Origin of the sequence: Aeromicrobium sp. CnD17-E (genome assembly GCF_024124745.1) — a bacterium.
In the GTDB taxonomy this organism is placed as follows: domain Bacteria; phylum Actinomycetota; class Actinomycetes; order Propionibacteriales; family Nocardioidaceae; genus Aeromicrobium.
Map to the genome: position 1 here is coordinate 1 of NZ_JAMXRU010000017.1, position 22,144 is coordinate 22,144.

Consider the following 22,144-nt stretch of genomic DNA (forward strand, 5'->3'; position numbering starts at 1 on the left):
AGCCGGGGGCGGGGGTGCGCGCGGTCTGCGTCACGCGTCGGTCACGCTCCCGGGCCAGGGGTGCGCGTGCAGCCGCACGACCACGGGACGCGCGTCGGGATGGTCCTCGTCGTCGACGTCCTCGAGCTCGGCCTCCAGCCGCTCCACGAGTCGCTGCAGGGTCCCTGGCCGCAGCCGCCGCACGTAGTCGCTGAGCGTCGACGCCGCGCGCCACGCCTCCGGCAGCAGCGGGTGCTCCTCGACCGCGCGCTGCATCCCCTCCGCGTGCACGACGGCGACGGCCTGGGCGAACGCGTCGACCGCCGCACGCCCCTCCATGTCGTCCGGGCTGCCGGTGGAGGTGCTGCGGTGCACCGCACGCCAGCGTCGGGTGCGGGCGTCGGTGTCGTCGCCCGCGTCGGCCACGAACCCGTGGGCGGCGAGCTGGCGCAGGTGGTACGACGTGGCGCCGGAGGACGTACCGGTCCGGACGGCGAGGTCGGTCGCGGTGGCCGGACCGTCGACGCGCAGCAACCCGAGCAGCCGCAGTCGCAGCGGGTGGCTCAGCGCACGGAGGGCGGTGGGGGACGGGGTCACGTGCTCGGCGGTCACCCGGCCAGCGTAGATCGCAAAGGCTTCTTTGCAAAGATCTCTTCGCAATGTCGTGGTCGACATCGGGGGCGTAGGGTCGGGACATGGCCCGCTACCTCGAGATCCATCCGCAGAACCCGCAGAGCCGCGCCGTCGAGCAGGCGACGTCGATCCTGCGCGACGGTGGCCTCGTCGCCTATCCGACGGACTCCGGCTACGCGCTCGGCGCCGCCCCGGGCAACCAGGAGGCCCTCGACCGGATCCGGAGCATCCGCCGGCTCGACGACAAGCACCACTTCACCCTCGTGTGCAAGGACTTCGCCCAGCTCGGGCAGCTCGTCCACCTCGACAACGCCATCTTCCGCGCGGTCAAGAACGCCACGCCGGGCCCGTACACCTTCATCCTGCCCGGCACGCGCGAGGTCCCGCGTCGGCTGCTGCACCCCAAGAAGAAGACCGTCGGCGTCCGCATCCCCGACCACGTCGTGGTCCGGGCGCTGCTCGACTCGCTCGGCGAGCCGATCCTGTCGAGCACCCTGATCCTGCCGGGGGAGACCGAGCCGATGACGGAGGGCTGGCTGGTCAAGGAGGAGCTCGACCATCTCGTGGACGCCGTCGTCGAGTCCGGCGACGTCGTGGCCGAGCCGACCACCGTCGTGGACTTCGTCGACGGCGTACCGGAGGTCGTGCGTGAGGGCGCGGGCGACCCGGACCGCTTCCGGTGAGCGACTCCGCCGACCGGCAGGCCACGTTCGTCCTGGTCCCCGGAGCCGGGGGATCGCCCTGGTTCTGGAGCCGGGTGGTGCCCCTCCTCGAGGCGGCTGGACACCGGGCCGTCGCGGTGGACCTCCCGGGGGACGACCCCGACGTCGACCTGCAGGGGTACGTCGACCGGGTGGCGGAGGCCGTCCGCACCGCGCGCGACGAGGGTCCGGTCGTGCTGGTCGGTCAGTCCTTCGGCGGCTTCAGTGCGTCGGCAGCGGCTCTCGTCGAGCCCGTCGACCGGCTCGTGCTGCTGAACGCGATGGTCCCGCGGCCGGGTGAGTCGGGCGTGCAGTGGTGGCGTGCCGTCGGGCAGGCCGCGGCCCGGCGCGAGGCCGAGTCGGCTGCCGGACGCGACCCGTCGCGCCCGTTCGACGTGCTCGAGGTGTTCTTCCACGACGCACCCGACGACGTGCTGGCGGAGGCCGCGGAGCACGACCGCGAGCAGACCGACCTCGCCTTCGGATCCCCGTGGCCTGGCGAGCACTGGCCCGACGTGCCGACCCACGTGCTCGTCGCCGACGACGACCGACTCTTCCCGCCGGCCCTGCAGGGGCAGGTGGCGCGCGAGCGACTCGGCCTCGAGGCGACGTCGGTGCCGGGCGGGCACCTGAACGCCCTGACGCGTCCGCGGGAGCTCGTGGACGCGCTGGTGGACTGCCTCAGCGTCGCCGCGCCGAGCTGAGGACGAGCGGCGCCGTGGAGGCCAGGAGCGCTGCGAGCAGGAGCATGGCCGGGGTCCCGGGCAGCCAGGTGAGCAGCAGCGTCCCGAGGTAGGGGGCGGCGAAGCCGAGGTAGGTCAGGCTGTAGAAGACGGCGGTCACCGTGGCCAGGTCGGCCGGCTGCGCGACCTCCTCGACCGTCGCCAGCCCGGCGACCAGGATCCAGCCGTACGCCGCTCCGAGCCCCACGGCCGCCAGGACGGTGAGCCCGCCCCACCCCGTCAGCGACGCGAGCGTGGCGACGAGGAAGCCGACGACGCCGGCACCCACGCCCAGGAGGACCGTGGTGCGCGGGGAGCGTCGGCGACCGAGGGGCTGGACGAGGACGCCGGTCCAGAGCGTCAGCGCCACGAGCGCGCCGCCCACGGCGACGTTGGGGCCGGGGACGGGCGCGACCTGCGGCACCGTCGCGAACGCCAGCGTCGCGCACCCGAACACCCAGGGTGCGGTGAGCAGCGTCCGTCGCACGAACGCGGGGGAGCGCAGCGCGTGCACGACCCGACCCCTCTCGGCGTCGAGCGGGTCGTGGTGCGCGCGCACCGGCTCGGGTGCGTTCCAGGCGAAGACGGCGACGAGCACCGTGAGGACGAGGTGCGGGACGTAGGGCAGCACCAGGGGGTGCGAAAGCCACTGCGCCATCAGCCCCGTGACGAGCGGACCCGTGCCGAACCCGGCCGACAGGGCGATCGCCGCCCGTCGTGCACCTGTGCCGGCCGGCCCGGTCGAGAGCTCCTTGACCCAGGCGGTCCCGGGCGCGAACGCCGCACCCGAGGCGACGCCGGCGAGCAGGCGACCCAGCAGGAGCAGCAGGAGGCTGTGGCCGCCGACCAGCAGCACCACGGTGGCGACGAACGAAAGCACGAGCACCGGGCGCATGACACGGCGTCGGCCGAGCCGGTCCGAGACGGGCGCGACGAGCAGCAGCGTCGGGATGAGACCGACGGCGTACGCCCCGAACAGCAGCGTGACCTCCGCGGCGGTCGCGCCGTCCTCGACGCGGTAGACGGGCAGGAGCGCCGCGAACTGGTTGGCGCCCCAGCCGACGGCGAAGAGGGAGAGTGCCGGCGCCGGCCACGACCGGGAGGCACGCTGGACGGGTCCGGGAGGCAGCACGCGCCCACTGTAGGAGCGGGCGATCCCTACCGCCCGCGGTGGTCGACGCGTGACATGCGCGCCCCTCGCCGTTCGACCTGCACGTGCGGGCTGAGCTGCATGAGGCGCAGCGCGACGAAGCGGTGCGGACGGAACGGCTCGAGCACGAAGGCGACCTCGTCGTCGTGCTCGAGCCGTCGTCCGAGCAGCGCCGTGCCGACGGTGCTGGCCAGGTGGTAGTCGCCGAAGGGGACGGCGTCGGTGTCGCCGAACGCGCGCGAGCCGACCTCGGCGGCCGTCCAGACGCCGATGCCGGGGATGCTGCGCAGTCCGCGGTAGGCGCCGAGCAGGTCGTGCGGCCCGAGGCGCTCGAGCGCGTCGGCCATCCGGGTCGCGACCTGCGCCGTGCGGTAGCGCTTCGGGTCGACGCCGCAGTGGTGCCACGACCACGAGGGCAACGCCGCCCACGCGGCGCCCGTGAGCGGGACGCGCATGCCTGCGGGCGCCGGCCCCGGGGCGGGCTCCCCGTGCCGGTGCAACAGCTGGCGCCAGGACAGGAAGGCGTCGGCGCCGAGGACCTTCTGCTCGATGATCGCGGGGACCAGCGCACCCACGACGTCGCCGGTGGACGGCACCCGCAGCCCCGGGAAGCGTCGTCGCGCGTCGGCCACGACCGGGTGGGCGAGCGGTAGGTCGTCGACGGGCAGGCCGACGAGCCGGGGCAGCGTCTCCGCCTGGTGCTCGGCACCCGGGCCCCACGCCTGCAGGCGGACGGCCGAGGGTCCGACCTGGCGCAGCAGCGTGGTCGCGGGACCGTCGGGGGTCCGCACGACGCGCCAGTGGTCGTCGCCGATGCGGCGGTACGCCGGGTCGGCGGGGCCGCGACGCAGGGTCGACAGCGTGCGACGCAGGTCGAGCGGCGCGCCGTCGTCGTGCGTGCGCTGGGCGTCCGGCCCCTTCACTCCTGGATCAGGCACGGGGCGTCCGCCGCTGCCACCAGCGTCGTCGAGTCGGCGGGGGAGAGGGGCGCGCAGCGGCACGGACGCGCAGACGCTCGCGCCACGCGGCGACCTCCTCCTCGACGTCGCGCAGGGGCGTGATGACGGGAGGCCCGCCCTGGAGCTGACGTCGGGCCTCGACGACCCGGCGGTTGAAGTCGGTCAGGAGGTCGCGCACGTGGGTCTCCGAGCCTGAGGTGTCGAGCAGGTCGTCGAGCTCGGCGTCCTCGCGTCGCAGCGCGAGCGCCGGCGGCAGGACACCGGAGACGTTCTCACGCTCCATCAGCTGCTTGAGCCACCAGTCGGGGTCGTGGCGGTAGACCCGCGCCGGGAGCGGCTTGCCCGCCAGCGGCAGGTCGTCGAACTCGCCCCGGGCCATCGCGGCCCGGATCTGGCCGTCGACGTAGAGGGTCTGGTCCTCGGGACGGCGTCCGCGCTCGGGGCGCGACGACGCCTCCTCGGGCGCGGGGTCGTCGCCGAGCCGGTAGTGCGCCGCCCGGCGGCGGGGGTCGTCGGCCATCGTTCCTCCTGGCTCCACCGTAGCCAGGAGGAACGACACCCGCGTGCCAGCGCGGGGTCGGGCGACCCCCTCAGTCGACGTCGTCGTCGACCCAGTCGAGCGTCTTGGTGACCGCCTTCTTCCAGCTGCGGTAGTACTTCTCGCGCTGGTCCTCCGACATCTGCGGCGTCCACCGCTTGTCCTCGCCCCAGTTGGCGCGCAGGTCGTCCTCGTTCTGCCAGTAGTCGACGGCGAGCCCGGCGGCGTACGCGGCGCCGAGCGCGGTGGTCTCGGCGACCTTGGGGCGCACGACGTCGACACCGAGGATGTCGGCCTGGAACTGCATGAGGGTCTCGTTGACGACCATGCCGCCGTCGACGCGCAGCTCGGCGAGGGGGACGCCGGAGTCGGCGTTCATCGCGTCGAGCACCTCGCGGGTCTGGTACGCGGTGGACTCGAGGACGGCGCGGGCGATGTGGTTCTTGTTCACGTAGCGGGTCAGGCCCACGAGAGCGCCGCGTGCGTCGGGCCGCCAGTGCGGGGCGAACAGGCCCGAGAAGGCGGGCACGAAGTAGGCGCCGCCGTTGTCGTCGACCTTCCGCGCCAGCTCCTCGATCTCGGGGGCGCTGGAGATGAGACCGAGGTTGTCGCGGACCCACTGCACGAGCGAGCCCGTGACGGCGATGGAACCCTCGAGCGCGTAGACGGTCGGCTGGTCGCCGATCTTGTAGCAGACCGTGGTGAGCAGCCCGTTCTCCGACGGGACGGCCTCGGTCCCGGTGTTCAGCAGCATGAAGTTGCCGGTCCCGTAGGTGTTCTTGGCCTCGCCCTTCGCCAGGCACGCCTGGCCGAACGTCGCGGCCTGCTGGTCGCCGAGGATGCCGGCGACCGGCGTGCCGCGCAGGATGCCCGGCTTGCACTCGCCGTAGACCTCCGAGCTGGAGCGGATCTCGGGCAGCATCGACAGCGGGATGCCCATGTCGGCGGCGATCTGCTCGTCCCACTCGAGGGTCTCGAGGTTCATCAGCATGGTGCGCGAGGCGTTGGTGACGTCGGTGACGTGCACGCCGTCGTTCTCCGCACCACCGGTGAGGTTCCACAGGACCCAGGTGTCCATCGTCCCGAACAACAGCTCGCCGGCCTCGGCACGCTCCTTGACGCCGTCGACGTTCTCGAGGATCCACGTGACCTTGGGTCCGGCGAAGTAGGTGGCGAGAGGCAGGCCCACGGTCTCCTTGTAGCGGTCGGGGCCGGCGTCGCCGCCGAGGCGGTCGACGATCTTCTGGGTGCGGGTGTCCTGCCAGACGATCGCGTTGTAGACGGGCTGGCCGGTGCTGCGGTCCCAGACGACGGCGGTCTCGCGCTGGTTGGTGATGCCGACGGCGGAGATGTTGCGGCTGTTGAAGTTCGCCTTGGCGAGCGCGCCGCCGATGACCCGTCGGGTGTTCTCCCAGATCTCCAGCGCGTCGTGCTCGACCCATCCGGCCCGGGGGAAGATCTGCTCGTGCTCGACCTGGTCGACCGCGACGACGGAGCCGCTGCGGTCGAAGATCATCGCGCGGGTGGAGGTCGTGCCCTGGTCGATCGCGAGGACGTACGTGTTGTCGGCCATGCTCGGTTCTCGTTTCTGTGGTGCGGTCGGGTGGGGTTCGGTCAGGTCAGGCGTAGTTCGCGGCGGCGGCGAGCAGTCCTGCGAGGATGCCACCGACGACCGGTCCGACGACAGGGATCCAGGCGTAGGACCAGTTGCTGTCGCGCTTGCGTCGGATGGGCAGCAGCGTGTGGGCGATGCGGGGTCCGAGGTCGCGCGCCGGGTTGATGGCGTAGCCGGTGGGGCCGCCGAGGCTCGCACCGATGGCGACCACGAGCAGGGCCACGGCGAGCGGACCGAGGCCGCTGGGCGTCTTGCCGAAGGCGATGATGACGAACACGAGCACGAAGGTGCCGATCACCTCGGTGAGCAGGTTCGAGCTGGTGCGCGGGATCTGCGGCGCGGTGCAGAAGACGCCGAGCTTGTCGTCGGGGTCGCTCTCCTCGGCGTCGAACTGGTCGCGGTAGGCGAGCCAGCAGAGCGTGGCTCCGAGGATGGCCCCGACGAGCTGGGCCGCGAGGTAGACCAGCACCTTGACGGCGGTGTCGCCACCGAGGTCGTCACCGGAGGCGACGAGGCCGAGCGTGACGGCGGGGTTGAGGTGGGCGCCGGACTGGTAGGCCACGTACACGCCGGCGAACACGGCGAGTCCCCAGCCGATGGTGATCATGAGTGGTCCACCGCCGTGCCCGTTGGTCCGGGCGAGGACCACGTTGGCGACGACGCCGCAGCCGAGCAGCAGCAGGGTGGCCGTGCCCAGCAGCTCGGGCAGGAAGATCCCGGTCAGCATGTTTCCCCCCGGGCCCGGCTCGTCGCCCGTCGCCCGCCCGGTGCGGACGTCCCTGGAAGGCCGAGCGTCGGACCCGTCGTCAGGCTAGCGTGACGGTGGTCACACGGCGACGGCGGGTGAGGGCACCGAGGAGGAGGCCGAGGTGGGGACCCAGAAACGTTGCTCGCCCTCGTGGTTGATGCCGTCGGGGACGCCGCCGTTCTTCTCCACGACGCGTCGGGAGGCGTGGTTGACGGGGGAGACGGTGAGGAGTGCGGGGGAGATGCCGAGGGCTCCGGCCTTGACGAGTGCCTGGCGGAGCATCTCGGTGGCGTGTCCCTGCCGCTGCCATGGGCTGACCACGTGGTAGCCGATGTGGCCGCCACCCTGGTCGGCGATGAGCCGGTGCCGGATCACGAGGCTGCCCAGGTAGAACTCGCCGGAGACGAACCAGAAGACCTCCGAGGGCACGCCCCATCGTTCGCGCACGCCGACGCGTTCCGCGACGAAGGCGTCGAAGTCGCGGCTGGCGACGGCAAGCCACTCGGTGCTGGCGCCACGGTCCTTCATGTCGGCCATCTCGCCGACCAGATAGGTGGCACGCACGGCCGCCGTCGGCGCCACCAAGGTGGGCGGATCGGTGAGCGTGATCATGGGAGCAGCCTACGGCGCCTCTGTGGCGTGCCTTCCTGGTCCGCCCCGACGCCGGTGGTCCGCGATGCAGCGCGGGTCGAGGTGGTGGATCTCGACGAACTGGATGGTGCGGTCTCGTCGGGTCCAGGCGCGGGTGAACGCGGTCTCGGCCTCGATGGTGCGGGTGGGCAGGTGCCAGTGGGCGTTGCCGTCCTCGTCGTGGGTGACGGTGAGGGCTCCGCGGGTCTTGAGGCCGTGGTGGGGTCGGCAGCGGTGGTGCAGGTTCCCCGCTGCGGTGGGTCCGCGCTGCTGACCTGGTGGTCGTCCGTCGGGTGGTGGGTCGGGGTCGTAGGGGATCTGGTGGTCGACGTCGCAGCCGGTGGCGGGGCGGGTGCAGCCGGGAACGTCGCAGGTCCCGTCGATGAGGTTCAACGCCCTGCGTAGGGGCTGGGTGGGGAAGCGGCCCAGCTCGGTCACGTCGAGGATGCCGCCGTTCTCATCGGTCAACAACCGCGAGAACAGAGTCCCCTCGGCGCTGGCGAGCTCGGCGAGCAGGCCAGGGTCGAGGACATGCTGCCCGTCGGCAGAGACGCCCGGCTCACGGGAGAGGCCGAGCAGGGTGGCCAGGGAGACGGTGATGCCGACGTGGAAGCGGCCGCGACCCGACGTGCCGACCGGCGCGTGGCCGGCGGTCGTGGTGTCGGTGGTGATGGGCTGGTCGCGGCGCAGGAGGGTGTCGACGAGAGCGTCAGCACGGGCCTGGGCCAGGGTCCGCTCATCGTCGGCGCTCTGGGTGCGGGACGCCTTCGCCGCCAACGTGAGGTCCCGGTCGATGAGGAGGGCCTCGGTGGTGGGGATGAGGGCCTGCAGCAGACTCATCCCGTCATCCAACGCGGTGATGGTGACGTTGCGGTCCTGTTGGGCGGCCTGGCGGCGCTCGATCGCGTGGTCGGGCTCGACCCGGATGAGGAACCGGCGCAGCCACCCCTTCAGCTGACCCAACGTGTGGGTGGTGGCGTAGGCGAGGACTGTCTCGTCCAGCCGGGTGATGTTCTCCGGCGCATGCAGCTTCCATGCGGTGGAGGCGATCTCGCGGGCCTTGGCCCGGTCGACCTCACCGCGCAGGTGGCCAGCCCACACGGTGGGCAGGTCCATCACGAGGGTGCGGGTGGCCGAGACCAGGTTCGCCACGAATCCCTGCGCGAGATGCAGCTCGAGGGCGGCCTCCAGGATCGCGACCTGCCGGGCGTCCTCGACCTGACGGGCACTCAAGCCCTGGGTGAGGGCGTCGGTGCGGCGGGTCTCCACGAACCGCAGCACCGCCCGAGCCTGCTCCGCCTCAGCGGCCCACACCCGACGCGACGCATCGAGTGCGTCGGTCAGGAGGGTGTCGGTGGGGTTCATGTCTCCAACCTAGGCACCCCCTCCGACACCCCCCTCCAGCCCGGAAAACTCCTGTGGACAGTGGGGTTTCTGCTGGTTCGCGCGGGGCTGTTGCCGGGTGGTCTCGATACGTCAGGACGAGCTCGTTGGCGCTCGCCGTCCTGACTACTCGACCAGCGGAGTGTTCCGCTGGTCGAGTAGTCGCCTCCGCCGAGGGACGAGCCTGGGGCCGACGTATCGAGACCACTCCAAGCTGTCGCTGCGGGGTGGCTCGCGCGGGGCTGTTGCCGGGTGGTCTCGATACGCAGCCACGGCGCTCGTTCCTCGCGCGCGGCCGCTACTCGACCAGCGGAACGATTCGCTGGTCGAGTAGTCGGGCCTGGCTGGGGGCACCTCCCGCTTGCGGGGGCGGTACGAGCCTGGGTCCGACGTATCGAGACCACCCCAAGCCGTCGCTGGGAGCTGACCCACGCTGAGCCCCTGCTCGACCAGCAGCGGTCGTCGGTCGACCGGCAGCCTGGCGGGAGAGGGAGCGCGGCCAGAGGTGTGGAAGAGCACGAGGCCCACCACGACGAGGACGAGCCCGACGGCGAGGACGGGGCCGAGCGGCTCGCCCAGCAGGGGAGCGGCGAGGGTGGCCGTGAGCACGGGGCTCGACGCGCCCGCCACGGCACCTGCGCCGCTGCCGAGCTGCCGGATCGCCAGGGCGTAGCAGAGCGTCGACGCGATCCCGGTGCCGACGCCGAGCAGCAGCACCGTTGTCAGCACCTCCGAACCGACAGCCGTCCCGTCGAGCACCGCCGACGGCCCCAGCCCGAGCGCCACGGCGACCACCACGCCGATTGTCGAGCCGAGGCTCACCAGGGCGACCACGTCGAGCAGCCCGAGGGTCGTCCGAGCCAGGGCGAGCGTGTAGACGGCCCACAGCAGACCGGCCGCGAGGAGCGCGACCACGCCGATCGAGCCGTGGGTCGAGGTCATCGTGCTGGCACTCACGGCGACCCCGCCCGTGATCAGCGCGAGGGCCACCACCCGTCCTCGCGGGACCCTGCGCCGACGCAGCAGGAGGAGCGTGACGAACAGCGGCACGGTGCCAGGGACGAGCAGGCCGGTGAGCCCGGCGCTGGTGAGGTGAGCGCCCACCGCGAAGACCATGAAGTGGGGGACTCCGCCGACCAGCAGCAGGGCGAGCGTGCTCGTCCGTTCCCGCCGTGCACGACGCAGCGCCCCGGGGACCCACGGTGCCAGCAGGACCAGGGGAGTGGCGAAGCGGAGCAGGGCCAGGTCGAGGGTCGTGAGTCCCGACGTCCCGAGCGCCCGCGTGGTGAGCGCGAAGGACGACCACAGCAGGACGGTGGCCAGCAGCGCGGCGGGGCCCGTGGCGGCGCGCACGGTCGGAGCGGTCCAAGTCATGCCGCAACGGTAGGGAGATCATCCCGGCACGCGATTGCCAATTCTGCCAGCACCTCGTTGATTCGTGGCAGGATCTGCCACATGACTCGCTTCGACGCCATCGACCGATCGATCCTGCGCGAGCTGCAGCTGGACGGTCGGCTCACCAACCAGGAGCTCGCCGACCGGGTGGGCCTGTCGCCGTCGCCCTGCCTGCGTCGGGTGCGGGCCCTGGAGTCAGCAGGGGTGATCAGCGGGTACCGCGCGGTCGTCGCCCAGCAGGAGGTGGGCCTGAGCATCACCGCCTTCGTCCGGCTGCGGCTCTCGTCGCACGCGACCCACACCGTGGAGGCTGTCGAGGCGGAGCTGCGGAGCCTGCCCGAGGTGGTGGAGGCGTACGTGCTGGCGGGCGACCACGACTACCTGCTGAAGGTGGTCGCCGAGTCGTTCGCGGGCTACGAGCAGCTGCTGCGCGACAGGATCCGCGACATCCCGTCGCTCGCGTCGATCGAGACGACGTTCGCGTTCGGCGTGACGAAGGATCCGTCGCCCGTGCCGGTGCCGTAGGGGAGAGGAGCACGAGAGTCGTCCTCCCGCGCCGGCCGCGGCGGCCGGAGCGCGCCGAGCGGCCTGCGCGAGACCTGCCTAGGGTCGAGAACATGGGAGAGACGACGCGGACCGCGCTCGTGGCAGGTGCCACGGGCATCGCAGGCTCGGCACTGTGCCGGGAGCTGGTCGGGCAGGGCTGGGAGGTCCTGGGGCTGTCACGCAGCGGTCGGGCCCCGGTGGACGGCGTGCTGGGCGTAGCGGCCGACCTGACCGACGAGACGTCGCTGCGCGAGGCGCTCGCGCCCCACGCGCCGAGCCATGTCTTCGTGACGGCGTGGATGCGCCAAGAAGACGAGGAGGCGAACATCCGCGTCAACGGACGGATGGTGCGCGACCTCCTGGCCGCCGTCTCGCCCGCAGGCACGCTGCAGCACGTCGCGCTCGTGACGGGCCTGAAGCACTACCTCGGCCCATTCGAGGCGTACGGGCAGGGCGACCTGCCCGACACGCCCTTCCACGAGGACGAGGAACGCCTGCCGTACCCGAACTTCTACTACGCGCAGGAGGACGAGCTGTTCGCCGCCGCGGAGCAGGCGGGCTTCACGTGGTCGGTGCACCGGGCCCACACCGTGATCGGTGCCGCCGTGGGCAACGCGATGAACATGGGGCAGACGCTCGCGGTCCAGGCGGCGATCTGTCGGGACCAGGGGAGACCGATGGTCTTCCCTGGGTCGCGGACCCAGTGGGACGGACTGACCGACATGACCGACGCCGGCCTCCTGGCCGAGCACCTCGTGTGGGCGTCGACGACGGCCTCGGCCGCGGACACGGCGTTCAACGTCGTCGACGGCGACGTCTTCCGCTGGCGCTGGCTGTGGCCTCGCCTGGCGGCCCGCCTCGGGGTCGAGCCGGAGGGCTTCGCGGACGAGCCGCGCCCGCTGGAGGACCAGATGGTCGACGCCTCGGCAGCGTGGTCGCGCATCGCCGAGCGTGAGGGGCTCGTGGAGAGCGACGTCGACCGGGTGGCCTCCTGGTGGCACACGGACGGCGACCTCGGACGCGACGTGGAGTGCCTGGCCGACATGACCCGGAGTCGGGCCCTCGGCTTCACGGGCTACCGGTCGACGCTGCAGGCGTTCCTCGACCTGTTCGACCACCTCGAGGAGGCCCGCGTCGTGCCGCGTCCCTGAGGTGCTCAGGAGTGCGCCATGAAGACCGCTCCGGTCAGCATGAGCGCGAACGACACGGCGACGAGCACCTTCTGCGACGTCACCCATGCGACGCCGCCCGTCAGGGCGAGCCGGGTCGCCGGCCCCACGAACCCGATCATGCCGGCCAGCATCACGGTGACCCCCAGCAGCTCCAGCACCGACATCGCACACGCCCCATCCGTCGCCCTGGCGACCCGGTCTGCGCGGCGGCTCCTCCGCACCCGCACCTCGAGGTTCGCAGAGGAGGACGCGGTCGGCCCGACGAGCGTCGAGCGGAGAGGTTCTGCGGAGGTCTCGCCCTCGCGGGGGACCGTCCCGGCCTGCAGAGCCACTCCCAGAGATGTCTAAGTTGACATAATGTGCATTATCGGATCGATCCCGGCAGGGACGGAAGGGGCTCAGGAACCGGTGCGCACGGCGGCGTCGTGACGGTGCACGTGCTGCTCCAGCAGCGCGCTCCAGGCGCGGACGTCGTCGGGCGTCGTCGCGACGACGAGCGAGCTCGACGACCACAGGCCGTGCAACGTCTCCGCGGTGCTCAGCGGGTGCGCCGGGTCGTCGGTCCAGGCCAGCAGCTGCGTCGGGACGTCGAGCGTCGCCAGCGCCGCCACCGACGGCAGGTCCGAACGTGCAGCGCCACGCAGGACGGTGGGCAGCAGCGCCTCGTCGACGTCGGGCACCGTGTCAGGACGGCCGCGCGTGGCCGGCGGCGGGACGGCGTCGGCAGCCAGCGCGACGAACGCGTCGACGCCCGACGTCTCGACCAGCCGCGCCGACGCCTCGTACTCGGCAGCCTTGGCGCGGCGGGACGCCCACGCCGTCGGCGGGATCATCAGCGTGAGCGACGCGAACCGGCTCGGGTCCCCGAGGGCGGCGTGCAGCAGCGTGGCGGTCCCCATGGACCCGCCGAGCCCGTGCACCTGCTCCCCCGGGAAGAATCTATCGATCACCTGTTCGAGGTCCTCGGCGAGCCGGGGCCAGGTGTAGTCCTCGACGACCTTCCGGCCGGTGGAACGCCCGTGGCCCCGCGCGTCGTAGCGCAGCAGCCGGACCCCCGGCACGCGGGCGGCAACGTCGAGACCGAGCACCGCGTCACGGCTCCGGCTCGACGTCAGGCCGTGGAGCACGACCACCGCCGGACCGTCGTCGCCCTGCACGTCGACGTCGAGGACGGCTCCAGGCACGGACACGGACGACATGGCGGGCGGCTCCTCGGTCTCGGGACCTCCCAGACTACGACGGCGGGAGCCCCTGGAAGCCGTCCGAGCGGCCGCTGTGAGCGACGAGACACGCAGCGGCGGACGGGACGCGTGAGGCCCGGGCCGGCCCTAGAGTGACGACCATGCGGCTCACCCACGTGGCCCACCTGCGACTGCCGTTCGGTCGCGTGATGGGGTACGACCTCACTGTCGGCGCCACGGGCGAGCGCCTCCCGGTCTCCTTCGACCAGGAACGTCACGTCGGCCAGGGCGACCGTCCCGGCTCGTGGATGGCGATCACGGTCCGGCTGCCCGCCGTCGACCTCGACCGGCTCGCCGAGGCCTGGCTCGCCGTCGTGAGGCGGCACGGCACCCTGCACACCGTCTTCTCACTCGACGACGACGGCGACGTCGAGCTGCACGAGGTCGAGGTCGGGCCGGGGTCCTGGCGCGAGCACCCGATGGAGCCCGGCACCCGTCTGAGCGACGCGATCCGCGGGGTGCTCGACGAGCACTGCCGGCCCCTGTCGAGGCCGTCGCACCGGCTATGCGTCGTGCAGTCGCACGACCGCCCCACCGTCGTCATCGGGTCCGACCACGCGCACGTCGACATGTGGTCGCTGCTCGTGGTCGTGCGCGACCTCCTGCGCGAGCTCGGGCACACCGCCTCGGACGTGCTCCCCCGCGCCTTCTCCAGCCACACGGAGTCGCTGCTCGGTCGCGAGCGACCCCCGCAGGACGTCCGCGACCGGTGGGCCGAGGTGCTCGGCGCCTGCGGCGACACCATGCCCCGCTTCCCCCTCCCCCTCGGCGACGTCACGACCCCGGTGCTCGAACGGGTCGAGGTACGCGACGTGCTCGACGTCGACGCGATGGCCTGGCTCGAGCGCGCGGCGCGCGCCCAGGGCGTCTCGACGCTGGCGCTGGTGGCGTCGGTGATGACGCGGGTGACACGGTCGCTCGCCGATGCCCCGTTCCGCGCCGTGTTCCCGGTCCACAGCCGCTACGAGGAGATCTGGCACGACGCGGTCGGGTGGTTCATCACGAACGCGGTGATCGACTCCCCCGACGCTGATCCCACCGCCTGCGCGGCCGCCGTGAAGGAGGCCATCCGGCTGGGGTCGTGGCCGCTCGCCGACGTGTTCGCCCCGTACGGCGGCATGCCCCAGTCCCCCGGCATGTTCGCGTTCTCCTGGCTCGACCTCCGCCGGCTGCCGGTCCACGTCGACCACGTCGGCCTCGAGGCGCAGTACGTGAGCGCCGCAGGGCGCACCGACGGGGTCATGGTGTGGTTCGTCCTCGACGAGGGCGGCGTGCACCTGCGCTGCCGCTACCCCGACACCGACGAGGCACGGGCGTCCGTCGGCGGGTGGCTCGACGCCGTGGTCGACGGGGTCCGTCGAGCCGCTCGCGACGCCGGGACCACCCTCGAGGTCGACGGCGAGCGGCTGCGCGTCGAGCGGGCGGAGCGGAGCGACGTGCCCGCGATCGTGGCTCTGCTGGCCGACGACCCGATCGGCGCCTCCCGCGAGCACGGCACGGCGTCGATCTACCAGGAGGCGTTCGACTCCCTGGTGCGCGACCCGTCGCAGCTCGTGGTGGTGGTGCGCGACGGCGACGAGGTCGTCGCGACGGCCCAGCTGACCATCCTGCCCGGCCTCTCGCGCGGCGGCACGACCCGCATGCAGGTGGAGGGGGTCCGCGTGGCGCCCCGCTGGCGCAGCCGTGGGCTGGGCGGCGCCTTCATGGCGTGGGCGCACGAGCACGGTCGCGCCCGCGGCGCACGGCTCTCCCAGCTCACCAGCGACACCTCGCGCGACGCTGCCCACCGGTTCTACGAGCGGCTCGGCTACGAGCCGAGCCACGTCGGCTTCAAGCGTCCGCTGTAGCCCCGACGTAGGCGGCGAGGTGCCGGGCGGTCGGGCCGGTGTCGGAGCCGACGAGATGCGCGGGCGTCCCCTCGAAGACGATGCGCCCCCCGTCGTGACCGGCGCCGGGGCCGAGGTCGATCACCCAGTCGGCATGCGCCATCACCGCCTGGTGGTGCTCCACGACGACCACCGAGCGTCCCTCGTCGACGATGCGGTCGAGCAGGGCCAGCAGGTTCTCGACGTCGGCGAGGTGCAGCCCGGTGGTCGGCTCGTCGAGGACGAGCACCTCCGCCGTTTCCGAGAGCTGGGCCGCCAGCCGGAGCCGCTGACGCTCGCCGCCCGACAGCGACGACAGCGGCTGTCCGAGGGTCAGGTAGCCGAGCCCGACGTCGACGAGCCGGTCGACGATCCTCTGCGCCGCCGGCACGCGCGACTCGCTCTCGGCGAAGAACGTGGCGGCCTCGGCCGCGGACAGCTCGAGCACCTCGGCGATGTTCCTGCCGCCGAGGGTGTGCACGAGCACCGACGGCTGGAAGCGGCGTCCCTCGCACTCCTCGCAGGGCGACTCGACGGTCGCCATGACGCCGAGCTCGGTGATGACGACACCCACGCCGCCGCAGGTGCTGCACGCTCCCTCGGAGTTCGAGCTGAACAGGGCGGGCTTGACCCCGTTGGCCTTCGCGAAGGCCTTGCGGACCGGTTCGAGCAGTCCTGTCCACGTGGCCGGGTTGCTGCGACGCGAGCCCTTGACGGGCGACTGGTCGACGACCACGACGCCCTCGTGCGCCGCGATCGACCCGTGCACCAGGGAGCTCTTGCCCGAGCCGGCCACGCCCGTGACCGCGCACAGCACGCCGAGCGGCACGTCGACGTCGACGTCGCGCAGGTTGTGGCTGGAGGCGCCGCGGACCTCGAGTCGTCCGACGGGGGTGCGGACCTCGTCCTTCAGGGGCACGCGGTCGTCGAGGTGGCGCCCGGTGACGGTGCCGCTGGCGAGCAGTCCGGCCACGTCACCCTGGTAGCAGAGCGTGCCGCCCTCGGTGCCGGCTCCTGGCCCGAGGTCGACGACGTGGTCGGCGACGCGGATCGTCTCCGGCTCGTGCTCGACGACGAGCACCGTGTTGCCCTTGTCGCGCAGCTGCAGGAGCAGCTGGTTCATCCGCTCGACGTCGTGCGGGTGGAGGCCGACCGTCGGCTCGTCGAAGACGTAGGTGACGTCGGTGAGCGACGACCCGAGGTGCCGGATCATCTTGGTGCGTTGCGCCTCTCCCCCCGACAGCGTGCCGGCGGGACGGTCGAGGGACAGGTAGCCGAGACCGATCTCGGTGAACGCGTCGAGGACGTGCTGCAGCCCGGCGACGAGAGGCGCGACCGACGGCTCGTCGAGGTCACGCAGCCACACGGCGAGGTCGCTGACCTGCATCGCGCAGAGGTCGGCGATGTTCCTGCCCCGGATGCGTGACGACAGCGCGCCGGCGGTGAGGCGGGTGCCGTCGCAGTCGGGGCAGGTGGTGAAGGTGACGGCACGTTCGACGAAGCGCCGGACGTGCGGCTGCAGCGCCTCGACGTCCTTGCTGAGCATCGACTTCTGCACCTTCGTGAGCACGCCCTCGTAGGTGAGGTTGACCCCGTCGACGCGGATCTTCTCCGGCTCCCCGCGCAGCAGCTTCTCGCGCTGGGCGTCGGTGAACCGGCCGACGGGCACGTCCATCGGCAGACCGGCGCCGGAGAAGATGCGTCCGTACCACCCGTCCATGCTGTAGCCCGGGACCAGCAGCGCCCCGTCGGCGAGCGACTTCTCGGCGTCGTAGATCGCGGTGAGGTCGAAGTCGCTGACGGCGCCCATCCCCTCGCACCGCGGGCACATGCCGCCGAGGTAGACCTCCTTGCGCGCGACGCGCCTCTCCGTGCGCCCGCCCCGCTCCGTCGTCATGACGCCGCTCGCCGTGCGCGTGGGGACGTTGAACGAGAACGCCGTGGGTGGACCGACGTACGGCTCGCCGATGCGGCTGAACAGGATGCGCAGCATGGTGCTCGCGTCGGTCGCGGTGCCGACCGTCGACCGCGGGTTCGCCCCCAGCCGCTCCTGGTCGACGATGATCGCCGTCGTCAGCCCGTCCAGGTGGTCGACGTCAGGACGCGACAACGACGGCATGAACCCCTGCAGGAACGCGCTGTACGTCTCGTTCACGAGCCGCTGCGACTCCGCCGCGACCGTCCCGAACACCAGCGAGCTCTTCCCCGACCCAGAGACCCCCGTGAACACCGTCAGCCGCCGCTTCGGCAGGTCGACGCTCACGTCCCTCAGGTTGTTCTCCCGGGCACCCTGCACCCGGATGACGTCGTGGAGGTCGGCGGTGTGAGCCATGCCGCACAGGCTAGCGACGGCGCCGGTGCGTGGTCACGTGCTTCGGAGTGTGCCGGGGGTGTGTTGCTGGTGCGCTGCCACGGGTGGTCTGGGTGGTGGTGCGCTATCGCCTGCGGGGTCTGGTCCTGCTGCTGCGCTGCCTCGGCCTTCGCTGGGTGTGGTCTCCGAAAAGCCCTTGACCGGGCGGCTGGCGGCGTCGCTCGTCTGGGGTCTCGGGCTGGGGGTTGGTGCTGGGGTGGACGCACGATGCTGCGTTCGTGCGTTGGCGGCTGAGGTTCCTGCGTTTGCTACGGCATCCCGTCGTGAAGGCAGAAGCATTCGGCTTCGCACGCGTGAATGAAGAATCGTGGGTGCACTGTGCGGTGGGGTGACGAACGATTCTGCTTTCGGGTGGAACGGTCCACGCGAAAGCAGAATCCTTCCGACGCGACGCCCACCATCGGTGGATTCTCAACCGCAGAAGCGCTCCTGCGGTTGCAGATCCACCGATAGAGCGCGCGAACGCAGATCGGTGGCCCAAGAACGCAGAAACGAAGAATCGTGCGTCACCCACGAGCCCAAGCCAGACCCCGAGACCCGATGACACCCCGGGCCCGCTGCCGGTCGAGGCCCTCTCGGAGACCACCCCCAGCGAAGTCTGAGGCAGCGCACCAGCAAGGTCACGACGACCGCAGCCAGCGCACCAGCAAGCCCACGGACCCGACCACCCGCGCACGTCCAGCCCCACCCACCTGACATCCTCGTCCGGTGACAGCACCCGCCTCCCTCCCCCGCCTCGTCGGTCGTCTGCTGCTGGGTGCGTTCCTCGTGGTGGCGGGGGTGGCGCACGTGGTGGCGAGGGAGGAGTTCCATGCCCAGGTGCCGTCGTGGTTCCCGGTCGACGCGGACGTGACGGTGCTCGCGTCGGGTGCCGTCGAGCTGGCGCTGGGCGCGGCGGTGCTGCTCGCGCCGCGCGCCCGACGTCCGTTGATGGGCTGGCTCGTCGCCGGGCTCTTCGTGGCCGTCTTCCCGGGCAACGTCGCGCAGTACGTGGAGGGGGTTGACGCGTTCGGGCTCGACTCCGACGGTTCGCGACTCACGCGGCTGTTCTTCCAGCCCCTGCTCGTCCTGTGGGCGCTGTGGAGCACCGGCGCCTGGCCTCGGCAGCGTGCCGCGGAGGGACGGGCATGACGACGACACCCCTCGTGCGGGCCCGCACCGCCGTCGCCGTCGTCTTCGCGGTGAACGGCTTCATGGTCGCGTCGTGGATGTCGCGGCTGCCGCTCGTGCGCGACGAGCTCGGGCTCACCCCCGGGCGTCTGGGGCTCCTGCTCCTGGCGCTCTCGCTGGGGTCCCTGACCGGTCTCCCCGTGGCGGGACGGCTCGCCGAGCGCTTCGGCGCGCGCGCCGTCGTGACGGCGGGCGTCGTCGCCGTCGCAGCGGCCCAGGTGTGCGGTGCGCTCGCCGTCGAGCACGCCACCGCGCTCGCCGTGGCGCCGGCGCTCGTGGTCTTCGGCTTCGGCGTGGGCACGTGGGACGTCGCGATGAACCTGCACGGCGCCCGCGTCGAGCACGACCTCGGCCGGACGATCATGCCGCGCTTCCACGCCGCCTTCAGCCTTGGCACGGTCCTGGGTGCGGGTGCAGGGGCCGCCGCGGCCGCCACCGACCTGGCGCTCTGGGTGCACCTGGGTCTCGTCGCCGTGCCCGCCGTCGTGGTCGTCGCCTGGGCGGTCCGCGCGTTCCTGCCCGGCGAGGAGACCGGCGAGGACGACGACGCCCCCGCGGCCGGCTCCGCGTGGCTGGAGCCGCGCACGCTGCTGGTGGGCCTCATGGTCCTGGCGCTCGCCCTCACGGAGGGGACGGCGAACGACTGGCTCACCGTGGCGCTCGTCGACGGGTACGACCTGCCCGACTGGGCGGGCGCGCTCGGCTTCGGACTGTTCGTCACGGCGATGACGGCAGGACGCGTCGTCGGCACGTCGGTGCTCGACCGGTACGGACGCGTCGCCGTCCTGTGGTCGACGATGACGCTCGCCGGCGTCGGCGTGCTGCTCACGGTGCTCGCCGGCAACGTCGTCGTCGCGATGGTCGGCGTGGCGCTCTGGGGGCTCGGCGCCTCGCTCGGCTTCCCGGTCGGCATGAGCGCCGCCGCCGACGACCCGCGCCGCGCCGCCGCTCGCGTGAGCGTCGTGTCGACGATCGGCTACACGGCGTTCCTCGCCGGTCCGCCGCTCATCGGCTTCGTGGCCGACCACGTCGGCACCCTCGACGCGCTGCTCGTCGTGGCGGTGCTGCTCGTGCCGTCGACCCTCGTCGTCCCTGCTGCGCGAGAGGCGCGCCGGGCCTAGCCTCCGGTCATGGGTACCGAGGAGGCCGCACGCGGCCAGGACGACCGTTCCGTGTTCGACCGGTTCGTGGAGGCGACGCAGGGCTTCGTCTCCAGGGGACCGTTCTTCCTGCTGTGCGCCGGCATCGTGGTCGCGTGGCTCGTGAGCGTGCCGTTCTGGCCCGACCTGAAGTCGTGGCAGGTGGCCATCCACACCGTGGCGAGCGTGCAGTCGCTGTTCCTGCTCGCGCTGCTCGAGAACGCCGGACGTCGGACCGAGGAGGCGTCGCAGGAGAAGCTCAACGTGCTCGCCGAGGCGATCGCCGACCTCATGGAGTCGCGGGCGCGCGACGACGAGCACCTGGCCGAGTCGGTCACGCGGCTGCGTGAGGCGGTCGGGCTCGAGGACCGGCACTGATCCTGACCGTGCGGTCGGCCGCCGACGTCAGGCGAGCAGGAACGTCCGCAGTGCCGACACGAAGGCCTCGGGCCGCTCCGAGTGCACCCAGTGGCCGGCGCCCCTCACCGTGACCAGCCGCGTCCGGGGGAACAGCCGCCGCATGTGCTCGGCGTGCTGCGGACCCACGTAGGCGGACCGCTCCCCCGCGAGCCAGAGCACCGGACGGTCGAAGGTCGCGTCGACCTCGGGAAAGCCGCCGATGACCTCGAGCTCGCGGCGCAGGAGGTCGAGGTTCGCCTGCCACCGGAAGCCGCCCCCCTCCTCGGCCGGGACGCTGCGCAGGTTCTGCAGGAGGAACCCGCGGACCGTGTCGTTGTCGATGCGGGCGCGGAGCTGCTCGTCGGCGTCGCCGCGGCGCACGAGAGTGGCGAGGTCGAGCGACGCGAGGCTGTCGAGCAGGTGGACGAACTCGTCGGCACCCTCGCTCCGGTCGGGAGCGATGTCGACCACGACGAGCCTGTCGACGAGGTCCGGGTGACGCAGCGCGAGCACCATCGCGACCTTGCCGCCCATGGAGTGTCCGACCAGGTGCGTCCGGCCGGCCTCGACCCAGCGCTCCCGCAGGAACGCCGCCACCCGGTCGGCGACGTCGACGTAGTCGACGGTGTCGGTCCAGCGCGAGTGACCGTGGTTCGGCAGGTCGACCAGCAGGGAGCGCAGCTCGGGCTGCAACGCCTTCGCCGCCTGCGTGAAGTTGCGGCCCTGGCCGAAGAGGCCGTGCAGGAACGCGACGCGCTCGCCGCTCTCCCCCACCTCACGGGCGTAGATGGCGTCGCTCACGCGCCCAGCCTAGGACCGCGCGCGGACGGGACCCGACCGGGTCAGTCCAGCGCGCGCAGGATCGCCTCGGACATCACCTGCATCCAGTGACGTGCCTGGTCGAGGTCGCCGGGGTCGAGGAAGTAATGGTCCTGGCCGGGCACGACGTGGTGCTCGACGGCGACGCCGGCGTCGGACAGGCGCTGGGCATACGCGTCGCCCTCGGCGCGCAGGGCGTCGTGCTGCGCGGTCAGGACGAGGGCCGGCGGGAGGCCGGAGACGTCGTCGGCGAGGAGCGGCGACGCGTACGGCTCCGTGCGTCGCGCCGCGTCCTTGAAGTAGGTGGCTCGGACCAGCCCGACGATGCGCTCGTCGATCATCGGCCGCGGGATCGTCGCGGGCTTGACCGTCGTCGAGACGTCGAGCGACGGGACGCCGAGCAGCTGCAGCCTCACGGGCGACCCCCCGGAGTCGCGGGCCTGGAGGCAGGCCGACGCAGCCAGGTTGCCGCCGGCGCTGAACCCGCCGACGACGACGCGCGCGCCGTCGACGTCACGCTCGTGCCCGTGCCCCTGGACCCACCGCAGCACGTCGTGCGCCTGCTCCTGCGCCACCGGGTACCGGTACCTCGGGGCCACGTCGTAGTCGACGTTCACGACGACAGCGCCGGTCGTGGCGACCACCCAGCGGGCGAAGAAGTCGTCCATCGCCGCGTGCCGCATGAGGAACGCGCCGCCGTGCAGGTGCACGTACGCACCCGGGGTCACCGGCGCCGCGCGGCGGCCCGGGCGCGGTCGGTAGACGAAGCAGCGCACCTGGCCGTGCCGCGTCGGCACCCGCCAGGTGCTCGGGTCGTCGACCTCGTCGCGCACGAGCTGCAGCGCGTCGCCGTAGCGCACCGTCAGCGGTGCGGTGAGGTTCATCAGGAGCGCGGTCGCGTCGGCGTAGAGGCCCATGACCCTCGTTCGTGGCCAGGTGGTGGACGGATGGGCGGGCCGTGAGCGACGC

The 22,144-nt window shown here is 72.4% G+C and carries 22 protein-coding genes; 8 read left to right on the plus strand and 14 right to left on the minus strand.

The annotated features are described in order from the left end of the window. Positions 1 to 30: 30 nt before the first annotated feature. A complete protein-coding gene (locus tag NH339_RS05725; protein ID WP_253023406.1) occupies positions 31 to 591 on the minus strand; it encodes a winged helix-turn-helix domain-containing protein in 561 nt (186 codons plus the stop codon). An 83-nt stretch (positions 592 to 674) separates the two neighbouring features. Here NH339_RS05725 and NH339_RS05730 point away from each other — a divergent pair, with 83 nt between their 5' ends. Both NH339_RS05730 and NH339_RS05735 read left to right on the plus strand, forming a co-directional pair. Beyond that, positions 675 to 1,295, plus strand: a complete 621-nt coding sequence (locus tag NH339_RS05730; protein ID WP_067857346.1) for an L-threonylcarbamoyladenylate synthase — start codon at positions 675 to 677, stop codon at positions 1,293 to 1,295. Further along, the gene (locus NH339_RS05735) at positions 1,292 to 2,017 is read left to right on the plus strand and encodes an alpha/beta fold hydrolase (protein ID WP_253023408.1); all 726 of its coding nucleotides are present in this window, start codon (positions 1,292 to 1,294) and stop codon (positions 2,015 to 2,017) included. The genes NH339_RS05730 and NH339_RS05735 overlap by 4 nt, the downstream gene beginning before the upstream one ends. Here NH339_RS05735 and NH339_RS05740 read toward each other — a convergent pair. The 8 genes from NH339_RS05740 to NH339_RS05775 form a co-directional block, all read right to left on the minus strand. After that, complete coding sequence (locus NH339_RS05740; RefSeq protein WP_253023410.1) at positions 1,995 to 3,167, minus strand: MFS transporter; 1,173 nt, start codon at positions 3,165 to 3,167, stop codon at positions 1,995 to 1,997. The two genes, NH339_RS05735 and NH339_RS05740, sit on opposite strands and share 23 nt — an antisense overlap. A gap of 26 nt (positions 3,168 to 3,193) precedes the next feature. Continuing rightward, positions 3,194 to 4,123 (minus strand): DNA-3-methyladenine glycosylase, encoded by a 930-nt coding sequence (locus tag NH339_RS05745; RefSeq protein ID WP_253023412.1) that lies wholly within the window; start codon positions 4,121 to 4,123, stop codon positions 3,194 to 3,196. Beyond that, positions 4,116 to 4,664, minus strand: coding sequence for a DUF1992 domain-containing protein (locus tag NH339_RS05750; RefSeq protein ID WP_253023414.1), 549 nt, complete (start codon positions 4,662 to 4,664; stop codon positions 4,116 to 4,118). Before NH339_RS05750 ends, NH339_RS05745 begins: the two co-directional genes overlap by 8 nt. Before the next feature lie 70 nt (positions 4,665 to 4,734). Next, positions 4,735 to 6,255: a glycerol kinase GlpK gene (gene glpK / locus NH339_RS05755; protein ID WP_253023416.1), complete on the minus strand. Its 1,521-nt coding sequence runs from the start codon at positions 6,253 to 6,255 to the stop codon at positions 4,735 to 4,737. A 46-nt stretch (positions 6,256 to 6,301) separates the two neighbouring features. Beyond that, entirely contained in the window at positions 6,302 to 7,024 is a 723-nt protein-coding gene (locus NH339_RS05760) for an MIP/aquaporin family protein (protein WP_253023418.1), read from the minus strand. Positions 7,025 to 7,123: 99 nt separating this feature from the next. After that, entirely contained in the window at positions 7,124 to 7,657 is a 534-nt protein-coding gene (locus tag NH339_RS05765) for a GNAT family N-acetyltransferase (RefSeq protein ID WP_253023420.1), read from the minus strand. Positions 7,658 to 7,666: 9 nt separating this feature from the next. Continuing rightward, the gene (locus tag NH339_RS05770; protein ID WP_253023422.1) at positions 7,667 to 9,040 is read right to left on the minus strand and encodes an HNH endonuclease signature motif containing protein; all 1,374 of its coding nucleotides are present in this window, start codon (positions 9,038 to 9,040) and stop codon (positions 7,667 to 7,669) included. 144 nt (positions 9,041 to 9,184) lie between these two features. Further along, positions 9,185 to 10,432 (minus strand): DMT family transporter, encoded by a 1,248-nt coding sequence (locus NH339_RS05775; RefSeq protein ID WP_253023424.1) that lies wholly within the window; start codon positions 10,430 to 10,432, stop codon positions 9,185 to 9,187. 81 nt (positions 10,433 to 10,513) lie between these two features. Between NH339_RS05775 and NH339_RS05780 the strand changes: the two genes are divergently transcribed. Next, entirely contained in the window at positions 10,514 to 10,978 is a 465-nt protein-coding gene (locus tag NH339_RS05780) for an Lrp/AsnC family transcriptional regulator (protein ID WP_253023426.1), read from the plus strand. 92 nt (positions 10,979 to 11,070) lie between these two features. After that, entirely contained in the window at positions 11,071 to 12,150 is a 1,080-nt protein-coding gene (locus NH339_RS05785) for an SDR family oxidoreductase (RefSeq protein ID WP_253023428.1), read from the plus strand. Positions 12,151 to 12,155: 5 nt separating this feature from the next. On the opposite strand, the gene NH339_RS05790 is transcribed toward NH339_RS05785, so the two are convergent. Together NH339_RS05790 and NH339_RS05795 are read right to left on the minus strand one after the other, a co-directional pair. Beyond that, a complete protein-coding gene (locus NH339_RS05790) occupies positions 12,156 to 12,335 on the minus strand; it encodes a hypothetical protein (protein ID WP_253023430.1) in 180 nt (59 codons plus the stop codon). 234 nt (positions 12,336 to 12,569) lie between these two features. Next, positions 12,570 to 13,370, minus strand: coding sequence for an alpha/beta fold hydrolase (locus NH339_RS05795; RefSeq protein WP_253023431.1), 801 nt, complete (start codon positions 13,368 to 13,370; stop codon positions 12,570 to 12,572). Positions 13,371 to 13,513: 143 nt separating this feature from the next. Between NH339_RS05795 and NH339_RS05800 the strand changes: the two genes are divergently transcribed. Further along, positions 13,514 to 15,259, plus strand: coding sequence for a GNAT family N-acetyltransferase (locus NH339_RS05800; RefSeq protein ID WP_253023432.1), 1,746 nt, complete (start codon positions 13,514 to 13,516; stop codon positions 15,257 to 15,259). On the opposite strand, the gene NH339_RS05805 is transcribed toward NH339_RS05800, so the two are convergent. Further along, positions 15,243 to 17,609, minus strand: coding sequence for an excinuclease ABC subunit UvrA (locus tag NH339_RS05805; protein WP_253023433.1), 2,367 nt, complete (start codon positions 17,607 to 17,609; stop codon positions 15,243 to 15,245). The genes NH339_RS05800 and NH339_RS05805 overlap by 17 nt on opposite strands. A 747-nt stretch (positions 17,610 to 18,356) precedes the next feature. Here NH339_RS05805 and NH339_RS05810 point away from each other — a divergent pair. From NH339_RS05810 to NH339_RS05820, 3 genes are read left to right on the plus strand one after another with little or no spacing between them, the layout of a single operon-like run. Continuing rightward, positions 18,357 to 18,779 (plus strand): hypothetical protein, encoded by a 423-nt coding sequence (locus tag NH339_RS05810; protein ID WP_253023434.1) that lies wholly within the window; start codon positions 18,357 to 18,359, stop codon positions 18,777 to 18,779. Next, positions 18,776 to 19,939: an MFS transporter gene (locus NH339_RS05815; RefSeq protein ID WP_253023435.1), complete on the plus strand. Its 1,164-nt coding sequence runs from the start codon at positions 18,776 to 18,778 to the stop codon at positions 19,937 to 19,939. The genes NH339_RS05810 and NH339_RS05815 overlap by 4 nt, the downstream gene beginning before the upstream one ends. A gap of 9 nt (positions 19,940 to 19,948) precedes the next feature. Then, positions 19,949 to 20,335, plus strand: coding sequence for a low affinity iron permease family protein (locus tag NH339_RS05820; RefSeq protein WP_253023437.1), 387 nt, complete (start codon positions 19,949 to 19,951; stop codon positions 20,333 to 20,335). A 27-nt stretch (positions 20,336 to 20,362) separates the two neighbouring features. Here the strand turns inward: NH339_RS05820 and NH339_RS05825 are convergent, their stop codons facing one another. Further along, on the minus strand, positions 20,363 to 21,157 hold the full coding sequence (locus NH339_RS05825) for an alpha/beta fold hydrolase (RefSeq protein WP_253023439.1): 795 nt from the start codon (positions 21,155 to 21,157) through the stop codon (positions 20,363 to 20,365). Positions 21,158 to 21,198: 41 nt separating this feature from the next. Continuing rightward, a complete protein-coding gene (locus NH339_RS05830) occupies positions 21,199 to 22,092 on the minus strand; it encodes an alpha/beta hydrolase (RefSeq protein ID WP_253023441.1) in 894 nt (297 codons plus the stop codon). Between the last annotated feature and the right edge of the window lie 52 nt (positions 22,093 to 22,144).